Raw genomic sequence first — 20,004 nt, 5'->3', positions numbered from 1 at the left:
TGCTATAATATTAACGATGTCGGTGTAATGAACACCCAAACAAAACGCAAGTTTTCTTGCTGAGGGAAGGGTTGCTATGCGAGTTCCAAAAGAAGGAGAGTTTGTCAGCATTCAAAGCTACAAACATGACGGCAATTTGCATCGAACGTGGCGGGATACGATGGTCTTAAAGACCAGTGAATTCTCAGTGATAGGGGTCAACGATCATACATTAGTGACCGAATCAGATGGAAGACGCTGGGTTACCCGTGAACCAGCAATTGTATATTTTCATAAAAAATACTGGTTTAATGTTATTGCAATGATTCGAGAAAAGGGGGTTTCCTATTATTGTAATCTTGCTTCACCGTATTTACTTGATGAAGAGGCATTGAAATATATCGATTATGACCTTGATATCAAAGTATTTCCTGATGGCGAGAAACGTTTACTAGATGTGGATGAGTATGAATTGCACAGTAAGATTATGCAATATCCGCAAGACATTGATTTTATCTTGAAAGAAAATGTCAAAATTTTAGTAGATTGGATCAATAATGGCAAAGGACCCTTTTCGCAAGGGTATGTGGACATTTGGTATGATCGCTACAAGCAGTTGTCTCAAAAATAAGTAAAATGGGTCGAATCGCTCATTTTCCCTAAGAAACTTCAACCAAGTTGGTTGGAGTTTTTTTGTGTTTCTATTGGATTGCTTCAATCAGCAGGTTTTAAGTTCTGTTTAAGCTGACAGTCCCATGATAGAGAGACCAAGAAAATTAGTGGGGGAAGCACATGAAGAAAAAAGGGAAGCTTGTTATCGGGACCACCATGATTCTGCTTTTTGCAGCGGGGTTTGCTGTGTTGAGAAACGACCAATCCGCTCGTGAGGAGAGTCAAGAAAGTACTTCTCAAACTGAGCTTAACGCTCAAACTGAAGAGACCGCTCAGACTGCCAGTATGGTTCAAATTTATGTAGATCCCTCAGAATACGATGCAGCGATTGAAAGTGAGAACGATTATGTACCGATTTATCAGTCAACAAGTCAAGAGACAGTCATTGGGAAAATCCATCGGGGAAGTTGGGCAACCTTCATCAGTCAAACAGAAGACATGGTTGAAATTCAAACAGACGATGGGGTAACTGGTTATATTGAAAAGCAATCAGCATCGATTCAAGAAGTCGCGCTTTCGGCAATCCCAAAAGATCTATCGAACTTTAAAGTCGTCCTTGATGCAGGTCACGGCGGCGAAGATTCTGGGGCACTGTCAACGGATCAAACGATCTTGGAAAAAGACTTGACGCTAGCAACGGTCCAAACGATCGGCGAAGTGTTGACAGAAGCAGGTATTCAAGTCAGTTATACACGCACTGAAGATCGTTATCTCTCGCTGTCTGATATCACCGCTGCTTCGCTTTCAGAAGAACCAGATTTATTTATCAGTATTCATTACGATAATTCAGAAATACCAAACAGCAATCAAGGACTGACAACTTACTATTACTATACTGGGGCAAAAGAGATGGCAGAAACGATCACTGCCAATTTGAGTTCTTCAGTGGCATTGAGTTCCAACGGCACTCGTTTTGGTAACTATTATGTGTTGCGAGAACAATATCTTCCAGCAGTATTATTGGAGTTAGGCTATTTGAACAGTGACAATGATTTGGCAATGATTACAAGGGAAGGGTATGATCAAAGGGTGGCGCAAGCGTTGCTGACAGCGATTGAAGAGATCGTTGAAGCAGAGGAATAAAAAACGGCGACTACAAATCAGAGGAAGGATCTGTTTTGTGGTCGCTGTTTTAAGGAATCACTTCTCGTTAAAGATTTTGCTCATTTTGATATGGGGCATATCTGCGTCTAAAAAGACATCGCCTTCAGGCTGATAGCCTAACTTCAAGTAAAACTCTTTGGCGGTTATTTGTGCCCCTAAAGTGACTTTTTTGATTCCTTGTTTTTGAATGAAGGCTTCCGCACCTTCGATCAGTTGTCTGCCATAACCTGAACCTCGATGAGCAGCGGGGACCGCCATTCGCTGCAACTTCACTTCATGATCAGAGATAGGTAAGAAACGCAAGGTTGCGACTGCTTCATTATCGTCGTCATATAAGACAAAGTGGACTGCCAATGCTTCATTTTCATCTACTTCCAATGCTAATGGAACACCTTGCTCTTTCACGAATACTTGATTTCGTATTTTCAATGACGCCAAATAAATGTCACTCAGCGTATCTTTTGTTTGTGCAATATGCATAAAAAAATTCACCTCAGCTAAGATTTCTCCGTTATTTTTAATAGTATACCACTTTTTTTACAATTTTTTTTTGTTTGCGGCTAAAGTCGCAAGCTTTTTTTTTCAAAATCATCTATAATGTTATAAAAAAGGGAGGGAATCTTTTGTTCGACAAATTCAAACAATCAAAACTGTTCTTTTGGTCATTGGAAGCATTGGTTTTAGTGACACTCGTGTTTGTGTTAAGTAAAGTCAATTTTCTATTTGCACCGATTGGCACGTTTTTTTCTACTTTATTTGCACCAGTATTGATTGCTGGCTTTCTGTATTACCTGCTAAATCCAATCGTCTTATTTTTGATGAAAACCACAAAAATAAAACGACTGTTTGCTGTCATATTGGTTCTGTTGTTATTAGTAGCAGCAATCATCTTGATTTTCGTCAGCGTTATTCCTAATCTAGTGAGTCAGATTACTTCATTGGCGGAAAATATTCCAACATTTGCCAAAAATATGGAAAGTTGGATCTCAAGAATCGCAGATGATCCATTTTTCAAACAAATCGATATCGCGCAGCAGTTAGAAAACCTAAATCTTTCTTATGGTTCTTTGCTGCAGCAGTTTCTTAGTGGGTTATCCACTAGCTTAGGATCGATCGTCAGTACGATTGCTTCCGCGACGATGATCATCGTTACAGTACCATTCATCCTTTTTTACATGTTGAAGGATGGAGAAAAGCTAGTTCCTAATCTGAAAACTGTCTTTCCAGAAAGAAGACGAGATCAGATTGTTGGGTTGCTAGGTGACTTAAACAAGACATTATCCAATTACATTAGTGGGCAAGCGATCGAATGTATTTTTGTCGCTACCTTCACGTTTATTGGTTACTGGATGATCGGCGTTAACTATGCCTTTCTTTTTGGGGTAATTGCAGGCGTCACAAACTTGATCCCTTATTTAGGCCCATATCTTGGTTTGATTCCGGCGGTGTTAGTGACGGTCTTTGATGAACCATTTCGCGCATTATTATGCTGTATCGTGGTTCTGGTCGTCCAACAATTAGACGGAAATGTTATTTACCCGAATGTAATCGGAAAATCATTGGCGATCCATCCGTTAACGATCATTTTGGTCTTATTAGTTGCTGGAAATCTAGCTGGCTTGCTGGGGATTTTCCTAGGTGTGCCATTTTATGCGATTTGCCGAACGATCGTCGTCTTTATTGTTCGCCTGATCAAAGACGACAAAATCAAGAAAAATCAGGAACGGTTGATCGAATAATCAATGACTGGTGTTTTTTATTGCAAAGAAAAAAACTTTGTGATAGGATTTTATCGTGGGCTAAGCCCACGATTTTTTTTAGAAAATGAAAAAATAAGGAGAGAATGCTATTATGAATGCTGACCCCGAGAGTCAGTCGCTTCTAGCGCAAATTTTATTATTGATCGTTTTGACATTGATCAACGCTTTTCTAGCGGCCTCTGAGATCGCAGTTGTCTCAGTTAACAAAAACCGTGTGGAGCAAAAAGCGGAAGAAGGAAATGTCAAATCACAAAAATTATTGAAAATCATTGATAATCCAACAAATTTCTTGTCAACGATCCAAGTTGGGATTACCTTGGTGAATATTTTATCTGGGGCATCTCTGGCAGATACCTTGTCGACCCGTTTGGCACCTTTATTAGGTGGAGGGACGGCGGCTAAAAGCTTAGCGAACATTATTGTTTTAGCGATCTTGACGTATGTGTCGATCGTTTTTGGTGAGTTGTATCCAAAACGGATCGCCATGAACAAATCAGAAGAAGTTGCCCAGTTCACTTCTGGTGTCATTCGAACGATCGGGATTATTGCAAAACCTTTCGTCTGGTTCTTATCTGCTTCGACAAGTTTATTGGCGCGCATCACTCCAATGGAATTTGACGATGAAGACACGAAGATGACCCGTGATGAAATGCGGTATATGTTGGAAACAGAAGGGGTCTTTGAAGAAGATGAATTAGAGATGCTGCAAGGGATCTTTTCATTAGACACGAAAGTCGCCCGGGAAGTCATGGTTCCTAGAACCTCAGCCTTTATGGTGGACATCAATGACTCAGTAGAAGAAATTTTGACTGAAATTTTAGCAGAAAATTATTCTCGTATTCCTGTATATAATGAAGATAAAGACAAAGTCGTAGGGATTCTACATACCAAAAATCTTTTGAAATGTGCGTACAAATACGGCTTTGATACGATGGACATCAAACAAATCCTGCAGGAACCATTGTTTGTGCCAGAAACGGTCTTTATCGATGATTTGCTTTATGAATTAAAGAAAACCCAAAACCAAATGGCGATTTTGCTTGATGAATATGGCGGCGTCGTTGGGTTGGTTACACTAGAAGACTTGCTAGAAGAAATCGTCGGCGAGATCGATGATGAATCAGATGAAGTCGAAGAGCTTTATGAAAAAATCTCTGATAAAGAATATGTCATCCAAGGACGCATGTTGATCGATGATTTTAATGAAGCCTTCAACATGAGCTTGCATATGAGTGATGTGGATACGATGGCAGGATATTTGATCACTGCTTTAGGATTAATCCCTGATGAAGGAGAAAAACTATCCTTCGAAGTGGACAATGTGAAGCTGATCTCTGAAGAAATGGAAGGATCACGCGTCTTGAAGATCCGGGTGATTTTCCACGACCCAGAAGAAGGGGAAGTGGAACCAGAGGAAGAGCGGCGCTATTTCCGTAAAGATTTTGAGGAAGATGAGCCTCGCCGTTAAAGTTCCGTATAAATGAAATGAGAAAGACCAAGGCAGTTGCTTTGGTCTTTTTTGTCCGTTTTTTTACGTATTCCCCTTGATTTGTATGGAAGAAACGGTTACGATAAATTTATTGAATAATACAGTTTAAAAACAGATAAAAAAACACGTGTATCTTATCGTTAAGCAGTTTGATTGCAATTTTCCGTAAGAAAAGCGAGAATATCCATAGAAATATAATGAGAATGAGGGGCTTGAAATGAAATTTTACCGTATGCTTAGTGAAGATATCCGTTACAATTTGGCGACTGAAGAGTATTTGATGAATAACGTAGATGTTTCGGAGCCTTGTCTTCTGTTATACATACAAAAACCATGTGTTATAATCGGCAGAAATCAAAATGCGTATCAAGAGATTGATTTTGACTATCTAAGAAGCCGTAAGATCGTTTTGACTCGCAGAACGTCTGGTGGTGGAGCGGTTTATGACGATCTAGGCAATATGAGTTTTAGTTTTGTCACCAAAAAAGATGCCACGAGCTTTGGTGACTATCAAAGTGCAACACAACCTATCATGAAAGGCTTAGCGGCAATGGGAGCCAAGGATGTTGAAGTACATGGCCGTAATGATCTGTTCATTGATGGGAAAAAGTTTTCTGGCAATGCGATGTATACAAAAAAAGGCCGGACGTATTCCCACGGCACATTGATGTATGATGTGGATTTAGAAGAATTGACGAAAGTTCTACATGTTGCCCAAGAAAAAATTGCTTCTAAAGCCACGAAATCAGTTCGGAAAAGTGTGACGAATATCAAGCCCTTTTTGGCAGAGCAATACCAATCAATGGATACCAAGGAATTTCGAGATACACTCCTTTGCCGAATCTATGAAGTAGAATCGATTGATGAAATCAGTGAGCAAGAGATCGTCTTAACGGAAACCGATCGACAAGCGATCCAAACACTGTTTGAAGAACGATATGCCAATAATGAGTGGATTTTTAATGAAGCGCCTGCTTTCGAATGGCAAAAAAGAAAGCGGTTTGAGCAGGTTGGGATTGTTGAAGTCGATTTTACTGTCAACAAAGGCAAGATTGCAGCGATTCAAATTACCGGTGATTTTTTTGGACAAAAAGAGATCAGTGAACTTGAAGCGATGTTGCAAGGTATTGATTTTGAAAAAAGCACCATTAGCCGCTTGCTAGAGGGAATCGCCATCGATCAGTTTATCCATCAGATGACCGCTTCTGAATTTTTAGCATTGCTGTTTGATTAGGAGGAAAAAGATGTTAGAAGCGATCAATCTCACAAAGCGTTACGATCGAAAGGTTCTCGATGGTTTGTCTTTTTCTGTTCAGGCAGGAGAAATCGTTGGGGTCGTCGGCAAAAGCGGCTCAGGAAAATCGACGTTGTTGCGGCTTTTAAACTTGATTGAAACCCCAGACAGCGGGGAATTACTTTTTGATGGCAAAAAAATCGATACATCGAATAAAAAGCATCTGCTACGTGCACAACAAGAAATCGGCATGATTTTTCAAAATTACAATCTGTTACACAATCGAACCGTTTTCGAAAATGTCTATTTGCCCTTGAAGTTAATGGGAAAGTCAGCAGATATGGTACTTGAGATGCTTTCGTTTGTTGGCATGGAAGATAAGGCCCACATCTATCCGGCCAAGTTAAGCGGCGGAGAGAAACAACGAGTGGCTATTGCACGGGCTTTGATCCGTGAGCCAAAAATCTTGCTGTGTGACGAGCCCACTAGTGCGCTGGACGAAGATACGAAAGCCGATGTTCTTGCTTTGCTGCAAAAAGTTCAACAGACGTTTCAACCAGCTGTCGTCTTTGTCAGTCATGAGCTATCGGCCGTCCGACAAATTTGTCAACGTGTGTTTGTATTGGAGGACGCCGTCTTTGAGGCGGAGTTTGCCAATCAGCCACAACCAATCGTCCGCATTGAAAGCTCTTATGTGAACAAAGTGGAGAGGAGTCTGCTGCATGACGATCAGTGAGAGTATTTTGTATTATCTGCCTGAATTGCTGCAATCTTTGAAAGAAACAGCGATCATGATGGGCATTTCGATGCTCGCAGCCATTGTCTTAGGTCTACCGTTAGGTGTCTGGCTTTTTCTCAGTCGCAGCCGAGGGAAAAAAATCTCATTTCTTTATGAGTGTTTGAATCTCATTGTGACGATCATCCGCTCGTTTCCTTTTTTATTATTTGTTGTAGCGTTGATCCCGTTGACGCGGATGCTTTTAGGCAGCTCATTTGGACCGATTCCCGCCAGTTTTCCTTTGAGCATCGTTGCTATGAGTATTTTTGCTCGTTTGACGGAGCAAGTGCTGTTGGATGTTCCAGAAGAAGTTTCTTATTTGGCGAAATCTCTTGGTGTCAGTCAATGGCAGTATGTTTGGTCGTTTTTACTAGTGGAAGCTAGAAGCGGCTTGATTTTATCTTTAACGACGACAGCAGTCAGCATGGTTTCTTATTCGACGGTGATGGGGATCGTTGGTGGCGGCGGTATCGGCGATTTTGCGATCCGTTATGGGTACCAGCGTTATGAGTATGGCGTGATGTATTTTGCAATTATCATCATGATTCTTTTGGTCTTTATCCTGCAAGGGATTGGCAATCAAGCAGCAAGAAAACTTGATAAACGAAAATAGGAGGAATGAAAGTGAAAAAAGGATTTGTTTTAGGATTGAGTGTATTGGCATTAGGTGTATTGGGGGCTTGCGGTACAGGTTCTGATGAAGCGAGCGAAGAGAAAATCATCAAGGTCGCTTCGCAAACGACGCCAATGACCGATGTCGTAAAGGTTGCAGCTGAAGCAGTGGAAGATGGCTGGGAAATCCAATTGGTCCAAGTCAATGACAATATCCAGTATAATGAGTTGCTGAATAATGACGAGGTCGATGCTAACTTTGCGCAACATGAACCATATATGCAAATGTATAATGAAGAAAAAGATGCAAACCTAGTGGCACTAGATAAAATCTACAACGCAAAAGTCGGTTTTTATTCCAAAGAGTATACGAATATCAATGATATTCCAGAAGGAACGAAAGTCGCATTGCCAAATGATGTGTCCAATGAAGGTCGAGCGTTAGCGATTTTAGCAGAAGAAGGATTGATCACCCTTAAAGAAGGCGTTGGTGTCAATGGAACACTTAAAGACGTTACCGAAAATCCGAAAAATTTTGAGTGGTTATCTGTCGATTTACTGAATCTTGCGGAAGCCTATGATGAACCAAACGTATCTTTGGTATACAATTACCCAACCTATATCGCGAAAATCGGTTTGAAACCAGCAGATGCCCTTTTCTTAGAAAAGACCATCGATGATCGCTTTGCTATCTCATTGGTTGCTCGAGAAGACAATCAAGATTCTGAAAAAATCGCTGTATTGCGCCGTGCCATGACTAGCGATAAAGTTCGTGAGTTTTTAGAAAACGAGCATAGCGATACCTTATTGCCAGCATTTTAATTTATTTCTATCAAAATGGAAGGAGCGCCCTTTGCCTAACTCTCTAAAAGAGAGTAGTCAAAGGGGTTTCTTGTCTTTTTTTGCTTTTTTATCACCCTTATCCATGATATACTGATTTGGTCAGAAAACTAGCGACAGTCTAAAATAGACACTGTTCGCATTGTAAATACAAGAAATGGAGCAATAGAATCAATGGATAATCCAAAATTAAAACAACAAGTCGATAGTCGCCGTACCTTTGCGATTATTTCCCATCCGGATGCGGGGAAAACAACCATTACAGAACAATTATTATTATTCGGTGGCGCGATTCGCCAAGCTGGTACGGTCAAAGGGAAAAAGACTGGTAATTTCGCAAAGTCCGACTGGATGGAAATCGAAAAACAACGGGGGATCTCCGTTACCAGTTCCGTTATGCAGTTTGATTACCAAGGCAAACGGGTCAATATTTTAGATACCCCTGGACATGAGGACTTTTCTGAAGATACCTACCGTACCTTGATGGCGGTGGATAGTGCTGTCATGGTGATCGATAGCGCAAAAGGGATCGAAGCACAAACGAAAAAACTCTTCCAGGTCGTTAAAAAACGTGGTATTCCGATTTTTACTTTTATCAATAAACTCGACCGTGATGGCCGCGAACCATTAGAATTATTAGAAGAACTAGAAGATCTTTTAGAGATCGAATCATTTCCAATGAATTGGCCGATCGGCATGGGGAAAGGCTTGGAAGGACTGTATGATATCCACAACCAACGGGTCGAATTTTACCGTCCTGACAATCACGGTGGGGAACGTTTAGTTGCCCTAGATGAAAATGGTCAATTCCCAGCAGATCATCCATTTGCCGAAGATGGGCTGTTCCAACAAGTTTTAGAAGAAGTGGAATTGCTGCAAGAAGCTGGCGACGCCTTTGATACAGAAAAAATCGCTCGGGGCGATCAAACCCCTGTATTCTTTGGTTCTGCTCTCACAAATTTTGGCGTACAGACCTTTTTAGAAACCTTCTTGACTTTTGCACCAGCACCTTACGGACATAAAACACTAGCTGGTGAGGAAGTCAGTCCTTATGAACCAGAAATGTCTGGGTTTGTATTCAAGATCCAAGCAAACATGAATCCTGCCCATCGTGACCGGATCGCCTTTGTCCGCATTTGTTCAGGAACCTTTGAACGAGGCATGGACGTTACTTTAGAACGTACTGGCAAAAAAATGAAACTCAGTAATGTGACTCAATTTATGGCTGATACCCGTGAAAATATTGAAGAAGCTGTCGCCGGAGATATCATTGGTGTCTATGACACGGGGAATTATCAAATCGGTGACACGATTTATGAAGGAAAACTAAAAGTTGCTTACGAAGAGCTGCCATCGTTTACTCCGGAACTCTTTATGAAAGTTACTGCGAAAAATGTGATGAAGCAAAAATCTTTCCATAAAGGAATCTATCAGTTGGTCCAAGAAGGGGCTATCCAGTTGTACAAGACGTATCTTAGTGATGAGTATATCATCGGTGCTGTCGGGCAACTGCAATTTGAAGTTTTCCAATATCGCATGATGAATGAGTACAATGCGGAAGTCATCATGACCCCAATGGGCCACAAGATCGCCCGTTGGATCGATCCGAAAGACTTGGATGAGCGTATGAGCTCCAGTCGTAACATTTTAGCGAAAGACCGTTTCGACCAGCCATTGTTCTTGTTTGAGAATCAATTTGCGATGCGTTGGTTCGCAGATAAGTACCCAGATGTCGAATTGAAGAGCTTGATGTAAGAGCCGTTTCCCGCGAGCCTGTCTAGGTATGCGCAACTCTGTACGTAAGGCTGATCTTTTTGAATTGAACGATCGTAGAAAGTCCTTTCTTATCAAAATGGATAAGAAGGGGCTTTTTTTGCTGAAAACGTGCTTTTGATACAGAAAGAAGGCTGTGTGATTGGGGCAATGGTCCAATGATCAGACAATTATCCTAATTTATAAACATTCTTTTAAAAGAAGATAAAAAGAGTTGGAAAAAGAGCGTAGTATTAAAGATGACCGCAAGGAAGTGCACTTGAAATGAATAGAAAAATATCATAGGCACATTTGGTGATTCAGGAAATTTTCACTTGTTTGAAAGTAGAGGGAAAGCAGAGAATAGATTGCCAGTGATAGAGGTCATTTAATCATTTGATCGAGGGACAAGTTCTTTTTGTCAGATGCTACTAGTGAAGACTAAACTTTCTTTATCTGAGCATGATTCGGTTATAGCCCTTAAAACTTCATTTGAAGCACTGCTAACAGATGGCTTAAGTTTTCCGTTGGTGAACCATGGCTTCATAAATCCAAAATGAATTAGTCTCATTGCTAGTCTACTAGTTATCTATAGATCGATTTTGCTAAAGCGAATGATTATTTGTTAAATAAAAGTGATTTCTGAAAGAAGAAAGGGGACCATGTAGTGCTAAAAAGTTTGTTATTCATATTTTCGGCGATATTTTTCTTTCCAACAGTAGAGGCTGCGGCTGATGAGGTTTCCGAAACGTTGATTTTTGATTTGAACACGATTGACTTTAATGACGAACACTATTATTTGTTGAAAACCACACAAGATCTTCAGTTGACCGTCGATAGCAACGGCAGTGAAGGTGCTTTTGGCGTAGAGATCACAGCTGTCGGGAAGGCATTTTCAGCAGAACTAAACAGCGTGAACGGTTCGGAAGAGAAAATCATTCAGATTGAGGATACTGATGAAGCATCAATGATTCTTAACGTAGCTGCAACATTGAACATAAAGGAATATCTTGATTCCAACTCTGAGTACTACCTATCAGTCACTTTTACAGCAATTGATGATTCAGAGACCTTTACGAAAGATATAAAAATGAATCAGACGGATGAGGAAAAAGAAGAGATATCGGATGAGAACTTAATGACTGAAGACCAAGACGATGAAAAGCAAGAAGACAATGGCATCGAAGATGATTCTGAGAGCCAAAAGGAAGAAGCAGAATCTATTTACGACGAGCAAGCAAACTTGGAAGAAGACTCGCTTGATAAGGATTCTACCAAACTAGAAGATTCAATCAGTGATGTTGAGGATGAGGCTGGTACTGAGTTTTTTTTAGGGAAGAAAAGCCAATGTGAGACAGCAACATTTTTTTCAAAAGAAGTGATCATTGAAAAAAATATGTTTAGATTTATATTAGGAAAAACCGCTTATTTGATATGAGCGGTTTTTCTTGTCTCACTTCTTCTATTTCTTCCTAAAGAGGAAACCATGGAGAGAAGATACGCAACATTTCTTTAAAAAGGAATCTCTCAATAATTGATGACCAATGGAATAAGTAGAAGCAGAACAAAAGAGAGGAACTAGCCCTCTCTTTTTCTTTTTGATTTTAAAATGTAGATGACTGCAGCTGCCAGCGCTGCAATGAGAACAAAGATGATCCAGATAAGGATTTGATTATTTGTCTGAACGTTGGCGGCGTTCGTTGGACGGTTCTCTTTTTTGAAGTTATCCAAGTCCTCTTTCTCATAAGAAAAAGTAGTGGTGATCGCTTTTCTAGTTGTTTCTATTGTTAAACGGTATTCGCCTTCAATAAGCTCACTATCGTCTATTAAAGGAATCTGCATTCTTGATTTGGTTAACGGCGTTAAAAGAACGGAATCTGCTAACTCTCCAGAGGCAATTGTTTCTCCATTTGGGTTTATTAGTTCGTAGAGCGCATTGTTTAAGTTGCCTAAAATAGGATTATAGTTGAGGGCATAAAATTGTAGGTTTACCGTGTCCTGAAGAGCAACAAATGAGAAATCTTGATAAATAATATCTTGAATATCCTCATATTTGCTAAAAATTAAGTTGATAAAAATGATAGACTCGTAGGCAGACGCAATACTAATAGAATCTTCAGCTGTTTGAACACCTAATATTTGCTTGAAATTAATTCCACCCATTACAGTACCTTCAAGCTCTATGTCGTCTGGAACATTTATGGTAATGCTGACACCAACAGATTCATTAGGGGCAATTTCTATTTGATTCTCTTTGTCTATAGCATCTGAAGCGATAGTAACATAATTTGAAAAGTCGTATTTATCATCGAGAAGGTTCTCTGTATTCGAAGTGTACAAAATAGAGGATTCTCTTGAAATAGCAGTTGAAGCAAAGGGAGTGACCACTATTGATGAATCACCAGCTCCGATGTTTTCCAATTTAATGTCAAATGTATACTTTTTATCAACATCAGAAGGAAGAGTAATAGTATTTCTTGATGTTTCATATTCGGTATCGCTAAGCGATAGTTTTAAAGTATTCGTTGTCTCATTCGCTGTTGCAATACTTATATTTATATTTGCGATTATTGTCAATATGAGGAAGAACACAGAAACTCTTAGAAAGGAGTATCTGTGTTTTGATATTTTATCCATATGTTATCCTTTTTAAGAATTAAAGGTCTTGGCCATTGTCTGAGTCAGTAGTATCTGATGCAGTAACTGTGATAGTGGGTGTGCCATCTAGTAAAGCAGTTTGACGATTGAATGTGAAAGTTGTATCTACGCTGGTAGCTACTGATTGGGAAATAGCTTCTGCTTCAACGGCAACATCACCATTTTCGGTGATAACGATTCCTTCAGAATCAGAAGAAACTGTAATTGTAACTTTATTAACTGAACGAGTTAAGTTTGTTAATGTTCCGCCAACGTTTTCAATAGTTCCTGTCATTGTTCCGTTGACAAATAATGCTGGACTTATTTCGAACGTTTCGTTTAAATTCATATCATTAAATGCAAAACTAGATGTTCCTTCTGTTATAGTAACAGCAAATGGAACAGAGGGAACCTCTGGCATAGCAACATCTGCTGTCGCAGTGATTCCTCCTACTAGTAGTAAAGATGTTGCCAATGTAGTACCCAAAATAACTTTTTTCATAATAAAACCTCACTTTAATTTTTGCAGATGATTTACTGCTTAAATAAAGTATACAATGATGATGTATTAAGTTATTATCCGTTTTTGCGCTATTTTTAATGAAAAAGTAGAAAGTATTTTATTAATCTGATTTTTTATAAAATAATTTAATCAAATTTTCTAGTAGTCCAGTGATGTTGATTATCAAGTCAACATATCTTTCTGTGTAGCAATTGTCCGTGCGGTAATGATTTATATGAAAATAATTTTGTTGCAATGTTACAATTTGGCTAATATTTTAAGTCAAGATCTTCTCAGAGTTGAAAGAATTGTCGTTCCAACTAGGATTCGACCTAGCAAAGTAATTATATTGTTATTCGTAGTCTCTGAGAATTTGCTCTGAATCAGTCGCTGTCAGGGGAATCAGTTCTGAAGATTCTTATCTGTTATTTCTTTCGTGAACATCTGCAATTCAGTAGAATACAATCTGCTATCATTTTTAAGATACTATTTATAGAAGTGGTTTTACGAGTATGAACTATTGCATAGGTGGGGATTGAACGTATTGTTCTATTTATGCATTTCTATTGAATAGGTAATCAAAGTCATAGATTTGAAAATTATCAATTAATGTTTTTATTCAATTTGTAATCTGTACCTACAAATCTTCTACCTTAACGGGACAGAGATATTAAAGGTTGCTTCAAGCTTAAAATTATAAATCCGTACTTGTTTCATTTTAAAAATATCTCAAAAAAATTAGCTGTTTAGAATCACTATCTCATTAATACTAGATTTTAGTAGGATTCATAATATTAGGAGAATATACAATAAGACTCTTTGAAGAAACCTTAGAGTTTTTTTGTCTCTTTTATTTTTATGAAGTTGCTACTCGTTTCTAATTAACAGGTCTTTAAGTCAGTAGAAAGAAAAATGAGGAACAATGATTATTTTATTTGTAGTTTTTTTGAAAAAAAGACGATAAAAATCGGCTGGTTCTTACTATATCCTTAATAGCAGAGGATCAAAGTTCTTTTAAGGAGTGAATCAAAATGCTGCAAACCAGAATAAATTTCAGTCGACAAAAGAATGCTACCATGTTGACTGTGCGCTTTTTCAGCAACAAGACGAATACGATTTTAGAGAGAAATTTAATTGTGGATCAAGAAGATGATCGCCAATCGGTTCTTGACTATTTAGCACAATCACTAGGGGAAATCAACATCTTGCAATACTCTTCGAAAAACGTTTTGTGTATCGCTGAACGTTCAAGGTTAGAAAAAGCAGGCGGCACTCATCGATTGGAACATTTTTGGGGAGATGTGATCAGCTATATCGTTGAGTGCGTGGATAAATCTGGTGTTCATTATGATTTGCATGTCATTGGCAATGTTGATTCGGATGATGAAGAAATCATGCGGTCAATCAATCAAGTGAGTGATGAATTGTCGATCATCAACATTTATGAATACAAAGATTGCTGGCTAAAAAGAGAAGATATTTTATTACAAGCTCTTTGAAATGAACTTGATTCCTCAAAGAAGTTTGTCCAGCTAGAAAATGATTTTACTCTCCAAGTCACTTACCAATCAATGAAAGAATACGAATTTTTTCTAAGTTTATGGAAACAGCTAATTCACAGGTTCTTTTTCAGGGTTTCCAACACTTTTTGTTACAAAAAATAAGAATCGTTTCACAAGTTTTTCTCACCCGTACTGTTTTAAAGAAGAGGGGATTTTTCTGAATTTTTTATTAAAATTGTCCGTTTAATGAAAAAAGAGGCTTAAATTTAAGTTTATTTTACTATAATTGGATACTGGGATACTTTTTAAATAAGGCGGGTAAAAAATTTTGGAGTATATAGAAAAATTGTATAGGTTTTATTTAACCAAAAAACAGGTAGATAAATTAACTGTTGTTAGAAATATCATTTTGGAGAAGCAGCTGTCTCTAGATAAAATATGTGAAACGACAAACAAATCTTTGTATCAGGTGAAAATATTGATCAATGAAATCGCCGAAGATATGAGAGAGTTTACGACTTTTGACGAGTCAATTTTTTTGCTGAAAAAGAGAACTGTTTATTTGTCACGAGAATTAAATGAAGAACAAAGTCTGCATATTTTTGTGAATCTAAAGAAAAAATATTTCTTAGAATCTCCTTATTATCGTCTATTATCCTATTTGTTAAGAAAAAGAAAGACCCGTATGGTGGACATCTCGGAAGAATTGATTTTTAGTATTTCTTATTGTTATAAATTGATCAGCTATCTTAAGAAAATGCTGGTTATCCAAAATGTTCCGATTACTATCAATAACAATACAGATTCCATTGATTTGACAGGGGCAGAGCCGTGTGTGAGGATGTACCATTATTTAGTTGAGATCATGGCTTGTAATGTATACATCAATCAGCGAACCCGTGCCAGCGTTGAATTAGCAGCTAAAGAATATGAGCCGTTAAAAACCACAAAAGTGAAGCACGACATTATGTTTTCAATCATTGAAAATGCGGTGTTGAGAGGCTATATTGTCAATGAGTTAGACGATGCTTCCATCACTATTTATGAGCAAATCAAGCAACTAGATGGGGAAAAGCAAGTGATCAAGCTGCTGCCGATCAGAAGTCAGCAAGATATTGAGAAAGAACAGATTTTTTATCATTTCTGGGTTTTTCTTTTCATACCTGAAACGATCTCGGATCAAGAAAAACTACTTTTGGGCCAAAAGCTGAGAAATCTTTTAGGAAATCCGCTGGTCGAAATTTCTGCCGATGTTGTAGCTGTCTTGTCGCAAAAGTATAATCTTTCTAAAGAGATCGAAGAATTCATTACCTATGAATTAGTGATGAATACATGGGGCTGTCTTCATCTCTTTTTGGATAGTTTTGTGTCTACTGAAGATTTGTCCTCTACGAACGAACGAGTATTAGAGGTGGAAGAGCTGATTGCAGCTGCCTTGCAGCGCCATTCGTTTGTAATAGAAAAAGAAGCCCTCTTCTTAAGGAAAATCGCTCAGATCACAGCGTCTTATTTACCTATCCAGGAAGAGGAACCGATTCGCATTGGTATTTCTCTTTTGAACCATCCAGAATATATTCCGGTCATTAAAAACAAACTGTTGAAAATTTACAATGAAAATGTGATTCACTTTAGTTCGAATTTAGGAGACTCAGATATATTGGTTTCTGATGGCGTGCTAATCCATAATGAGTCGCAGAAATTCACATTTTTTGGCAATGTTCATAGTACCAAGGATTGGCACAATCTAAATGTGATGATCCAGTCGATGATTTCTAATAAATATACTTGAAAAGAGAGCGTATGGCTCTCTTTTTTTACTTGAACATCAGGTATCGTTGGTCGAAGTACTAACCAATAGAAGGAAGAGAGAAGACAAAAAAAGATATCTATAAAAGAGGGCTGCGACAGTCACCTTTTATAGATATTTTTTAAACCCGTGATCAGGCAAAGTTAACGTGATGAGGATAACGTTTTTTTGATGGAGATTTCCACCACTTCGGGCATTTGGATCACAGAGATCGTTGCAGGATCATAAGAGCCATCAGGTAATTTTTTCAAGAAGTAATTTTTGATTTCTTCAACTTCCGTCGGGCGAATAGTTCTTTTTTTATTGATCAGCAAAATTTCATTGTGGTTCGGCGCTGAGGTAAAGATCACGGTTGTATCTCCGGCTGTGTAAACCTTTACAAGTTCCGCGTCGGTATTTTCAAGTTGATTCAATACTAGTCGAGAATGGCTGTTCGTAACATTGATTAATTTCACCAGACTCACCTCACATTCTATGTATTTATTAATAACATTATAGGGCGTTTTTTTTCAAAAGAAAAGCCAGACAACTCGGAATTACCCAATTTTTTGGCAAAACATGGTTGTCTGGCAAAGGAAACGTTTCGTTACACGTTTTGGCAGCTTGTTACTCGTTAGTTTCCGATGCTTCTTCTTCAGAAGCCGGATTGGCTTCTTCAAGAGGTGCAGGGGACTCAGCGGAGGTCACAATGATTTTATCTGCATCTTCTAATTGTGCTTTTAGTTGATGTACTTGTGGATGCTCAAGATAAAATTCTGCAATGCCGTCTTCGATTTGATCTTGGATGGTTCTACGCAATGGGCGAGCCCCCATCGTTGCACTGTAACCAAGATCCACCAATTTTTCTTGCACGTCTTGTGGAACGTCGATATGCAGTTTTTGTTGGCTAAGGGTTTGATTGACTTCATGCAGCATGAGAGACACGATCGATAACAAGTTTTCCTTGCTTAAAGCTTTAAATTCGATGATGCCGTCAAAGCGGTTGAGAAACTCTGGTGTAAAGTAATTATTCAATTGATTCAAAACGGAACGAGTGATACCTTCACGCGCCGCACCGAAGCCAACGTTAGCTTCAACTTTGCCGGTTCCGGCATTACTTGTCATGATGATCAAGGTGTCCTTAAAGCTGACGGTACGTCCTTGAGCATCGGTCAAACGACCATCATCGAGAATTTGCAAGAACATATGCAATACATCAGGATGGGCTTTTTCTACTTCATCTAATAGAATCAAGCTGTAAGGATTCCGACGAACTTTTTCAGTCAATTGACCTGCTTCTTCATAGCCAACATAGCCTGGAGGAGAACCAATCAATTTGGATACACTGTGTTTCTCCATGTATTCTGACATGTCGAAACGAATCATTGATTCTTCAGAACCAAACATTTCATAAGCTAATTGTTTTGCTAATTCGGTTTTCCCGACACCGGTTGGACCGACGAATAGGAAAGAGCCGATCGGACGGTTTTGTTTGCCTAAACCGACCCGATTTCTGCGGATCGCTTTTGCAACTTTGTCGATTGCTTCGTCTTGACCAATAACTTTAGCTTTCAAGTCATCCGCAAGATTCCTCAACTGGGTTTGTTCTTTTTCTTTTAATTCCCCAACAGGGATATTTGTCCGTTCTTCAACGATTTGTTCCATGTCTTTTTCGGTGATGACAGGCGTTTCTTCTTCGCTGATTTGACGTTCTTTCATTTTTTGAAGCTTGTTGATTTGATCGCGATAGTAAGCAGCTTTTTCAAAATCTTCTTCTCGAGAGGCAGCTTGTTTTTGTTCTTCCGCTTCTTGTAATTTCTTTTCGATCGTTTTTGGATCAACGATTTGGATCGTCAAGTTTTTCTTCGAACCTGTTTCATCTAGCAGATCGATCGCTTTATCAGGCAAGAATCGATCTTGAATGTAACGGTTAGAAAGGGTAGCGGCAGCTGCGATCGCTTCATCCGTATATTTCACATGATGGTAATCTTCATAACGCGGTTGTAGGCCTTTTAAAATACGAATGGTTTCTTCCACAGAAGGTTCATCCACACGTACTGGTTGCAAACGCCGTTCTAAAGCGGCGTCTTTTTCGATAATGCGGTATTCATTTAACGTCGTTGCTCCGACCATTTGTAGTTCTCCACGGGCAAGAGCTGGTTTTAAGATGTTTCCAGCATCCATATTTCCGTCGCCGGCTGCACCAGCGCCAACGATTTCATGGACTTCATCGATAAACAAGATCACATTTTCCGCTTGCTTGATTTCTTCGATCAATTTTTGGATGCGTTCTTCAAATTGGCCACGAATACCTGTGCCTTGAACAAGCGACGCAACGTCCAAACGAATAACTTCTTTTTCCATCAATTTTTGTGGCACATCACCATCAACAATTTTTTGGGCTAACCCTTCAACGACGGCAGTTTTCCCAACCCCAGGTTCACCAATCAATACAGGATTATTTTTGGTTCGGCGATTAAGGATCTCGATCACGCGTTTGATTTCTGAATCACGACCGACCACTGGATCGACTTCACCATCACGAGCCATTTGAGTGATATTGATGCCATATTCTCCCAGCAGACCCGCAGGTGCTTGGTTATTGCGTGGTGGTTGCCCGCCAACAAAACCGTTACCGCCAGTTTGTGTCGGTGGGGTTTGTTCATAAGGGGTATTTCCTTGCTGCATTTGACGAGACATTTGACGGAATAAATCATCAAGATTGCCAAATCCAAAAGGATCTTGCGCCATTGCAGCTGCAGCATTCCCAGATTGTGCTTTTAATTTTTGGTAACAACTTTGACAATAATCGAGTTGTTTTCTTTGACCGTTGACATTGGCATATAAATGAATTGAAGCTTCATTTTTGCCGCAATTTTGACAAAGCATAGATTCACGACCTTTCATATTTGTTCCAACAACCCTATTTTACGGCGCATTTGATTGCTTGTAAAAGAAAAGGGGCTGTGGGCAAAGTAACGGTCACCTTCAAGGTAATGTGTTATTGACCTTTACTGACCATAATTCTATTATACTAACTTTTTGTCAGACTGCAAGAATTTTACCTTTAAAAATTTTCCCTTCGATTTCACTTATAGAAGCGGTCTTTTAAATAAAAAGTAATTCCTATATAATAGAAAGAAAGAGGTGAGAATAGACGTTGGAGAACAGAGATTTTGCTGCAGAAGTAGTACGTTTACGCAATGGAGAGATCCAAGAATTGATTGTCCAACAGCCGGAATTTCTGGCGTTTAGAGATGTCTGGCTCCAGTTGGAAGACCGGTCTTCTTTTGTCGGAGAAGCGGGGTTAAATGGGAAGATCATCTACCGTTACGTGCAAGAAAATAAATAGGACAT

General features: G+C 39.0%; 18 protein-coding genes. 13 read left to right on the top strand and 5 right to left on the bottom strand.

The window, feature by feature from the left end:
• Positions 1-76: 76 nt before the first annotated feature.
• Together ntdP and IGI94_RS09215 are read left to right on the top strand one after the other, a co-directional pair.
• On the top strand, positions 77-610 hold the full coding sequence (gene ntdP / locus IGI94_RS09220) for a nucleoside tri-diphosphate phosphatase (RefSeq protein WP_005225863.1): 534 nt from the start codon (positions 77-79) through the stop codon (positions 608-610).
• Positions 611-771: 161 nt separating this feature from the next.
• Positions 772-1,734 (top strand): N-acetylmuramoyl-L-alanine amidase, encoded by a 963-nt coding sequence (locus IGI94_RS09215; protein WP_061054252.1) that lies wholly within the window; start codon positions 772-774, stop codon positions 1,732-1,734.
• A gap of 57 nt (positions 1,735-1,791) precedes the next feature.
• Here IGI94_RS09215 and IGI94_RS09210 read toward each other — a convergent pair whose 3' ends face one another.
• The gene (locus IGI94_RS09210) at positions 1,792-2,235 is read right to left on the bottom strand and encodes a GNAT family N-acetyltransferase (RefSeq protein WP_016612205.1); all 444 of its coding nucleotides are present in this window, start codon (positions 2,233-2,235) and stop codon (positions 1,792-1,794) included.
• A 143-nt stretch (positions 2,236-2,378) separates the two neighbouring features.
• Between IGI94_RS09210 and IGI94_RS09205 the strand changes: the two genes are divergently transcribed.
• The 8 genes from IGI94_RS09205 (at position 2,379) to IGI94_RS09170 (ending at position 11,658) form a co-directional block, all read left to right on the top strand.
• Positions 2,379-3,494, top strand: a complete 1,116-nt coding sequence (locus IGI94_RS09205) for an AI-2E family transporter (protein ID WP_008378242.1) — start codon at positions 2,379-2,381, stop codon at positions 3,492-3,494.
• A 112-nt stretch (positions 3,495-3,606) separates the two neighbouring features.
• Complete coding sequence (locus tag IGI94_RS09200; protein WP_005235523.1) at positions 3,607-4,983, top strand: hemolysin family protein; 1,377 nt, start codon at positions 3,607-3,609, stop codon at positions 4,981-4,983.
• 238 nt (positions 4,984-5,221) lie between these two features.
• Positions 5,222-6,238, top strand: coding sequence for a lipoate--protein ligase (locus IGI94_RS09195; protein WP_005235525.1), 1,017 nt, complete (start codon positions 5,222-5,224; stop codon positions 6,236-6,238).
• A 10-nt stretch (positions 6,239-6,248) separates the two neighbouring features.
• Positions 6,249-6,974 (top strand): methionine ABC transporter ATP-binding protein, encoded by a 726-nt coding sequence (locus IGI94_RS09190; RefSeq protein WP_101699142.1) that lies wholly within the window; start codon positions 6,249-6,251, stop codon positions 6,972-6,974.
• A complete protein-coding gene (locus IGI94_RS09185) occupies positions 6,961-7,629 on the top strand; it encodes a methionine ABC transporter permease (protein ID WP_005235530.1) in 669 nt (222 codons plus the stop codon). Before IGI94_RS09190 ends, IGI94_RS09185 begins: the two co-directional genes overlap by 14 nt.
• A gap of 5 nt (positions 7,630-7,634) precedes the next feature.
• Positions 7,635-8,450 carry a MetQ/NlpA family ABC transporter substrate-binding protein gene (locus IGI94_RS09180; RefSeq protein ID WP_016620418.1) on the top strand — a complete coding sequence of 272 codons (816 nt, stop codon included), beginning with the start codon at positions 7,635-7,637 and terminating at the stop codon, positions 8,448-8,450.
• Between the two features lie 192 nt (positions 8,451-8,642).
• A complete protein-coding gene (locus tag IGI94_RS09175) occupies positions 8,643-10,223 on the top strand; it encodes a peptide chain release factor 3 (protein WP_008378231.1) in 1,581 nt (526 codons plus the stop codon).
• A gap of 664 nt (positions 10,224-10,887) precedes the next feature.
• Positions 10,888-11,658, top strand: a complete 771-nt coding sequence (locus tag IGI94_RS09170) for a hypothetical protein (RefSeq protein WP_144330604.1) — start codon at positions 10,888-10,890, stop codon at positions 11,656-11,658.
• 140 nt (positions 11,659-11,798) lie between these two features.
• Here the strand turns inward: IGI94_RS09170 and IGI94_RS09165 are convergent, their stop codons facing one another.
• Positions 11,799-12,857, bottom strand: a complete 1,059-nt coding sequence (locus tag IGI94_RS09165) for a WxL protein peptidoglycan domain-containing protein (protein ID WP_438899654.1) — start codon at positions 12,855-12,857, stop codon at positions 11,799-11,801.
• A 19-nt stretch (positions 12,858-12,876) separates the two neighbouring features.
• Positions 12,877-13,359, bottom strand: a complete 483-nt coding sequence (locus tag IGI94_RS09160; RefSeq protein WP_118214898.1) for a hypothetical protein — start codon at positions 13,357-13,359, stop codon at positions 12,877-12,879.
• Between the two features lie 1,031 nt (positions 13,360-14,390).
• Here IGI94_RS09160 and IGI94_RS09155 point away from each other — a divergent pair.
• Together IGI94_RS09155 and IGI94_RS09150 are read left to right on the top strand one after the other, a co-directional pair.
• Positions 14,391-14,858 carry a hypothetical protein gene (locus tag IGI94_RS09155; protein WP_086332436.1) on the top strand — a complete coding sequence of 156 codons (468 nt, stop codon included), beginning with the start codon at positions 14,391-14,393 and terminating at the stop codon, positions 14,856-14,858.
• Positions 14,859-15,423: 565 nt separating this feature from the next.
• On the top strand, positions 15,424-16,650 hold the full coding sequence (locus IGI94_RS09150; RefSeq protein WP_438899653.1) for a helix-turn-helix domain-containing protein: 1,227 nt from the start codon (positions 15,424-15,426) through the stop codon (positions 16,648-16,650).
• A gap of 161 nt (positions 16,651-16,811) precedes the next feature.
• Here IGI94_RS09150 and IGI94_RS09145 read toward each other — a convergent pair whose 3' ends face one another.
• Positions 16,812-17,123 carry a DUF1827 family protein gene (locus tag IGI94_RS09145; RefSeq protein ID WP_008378223.1) on the bottom strand — a complete coding sequence of 104 codons (312 nt, stop codon included), beginning with the start codon at positions 17,121-17,123 and terminating at the stop codon, positions 16,812-16,814.
• 151 nt (positions 17,124-17,274) lie between these two features.
• A complete protein-coding gene (locus tag IGI94_RS09140; protein WP_034872578.1) occupies positions 17,275-19,536 on the bottom strand; it encodes an ATP-dependent Clp protease ATP-binding subunit in 2,262 nt (753 codons plus the stop codon).
• A gap of 271 nt (positions 19,537-19,807) precedes the next feature.
• Between IGI94_RS09140 and IGI94_RS09135 the strand changes: the two genes are divergently transcribed.
• Positions 19,808-19,999: a hypothetical protein gene (locus tag IGI94_RS09135; RefSeq protein WP_005235564.1), complete on the top strand. Its 192-nt coding sequence runs from the start codon at positions 19,808-19,810 to the stop codon at positions 19,997-19,999.
• Positions 20,000-20,004 lie beyond the last annotated feature (5 nt).

Origin of the sequence: Enterococcus sp. AZ149 (assembly GCF_051714285.1) — a bacterium.
GTDB lineage: Bacteria > Bacillota > Bacilli > Lactobacillales > Enterococcaceae > Enterococcus_D > Enterococcus_D entomosocium.
This window is presented reverse-complemented; position numbering and strand designations above follow the sequence as displayed.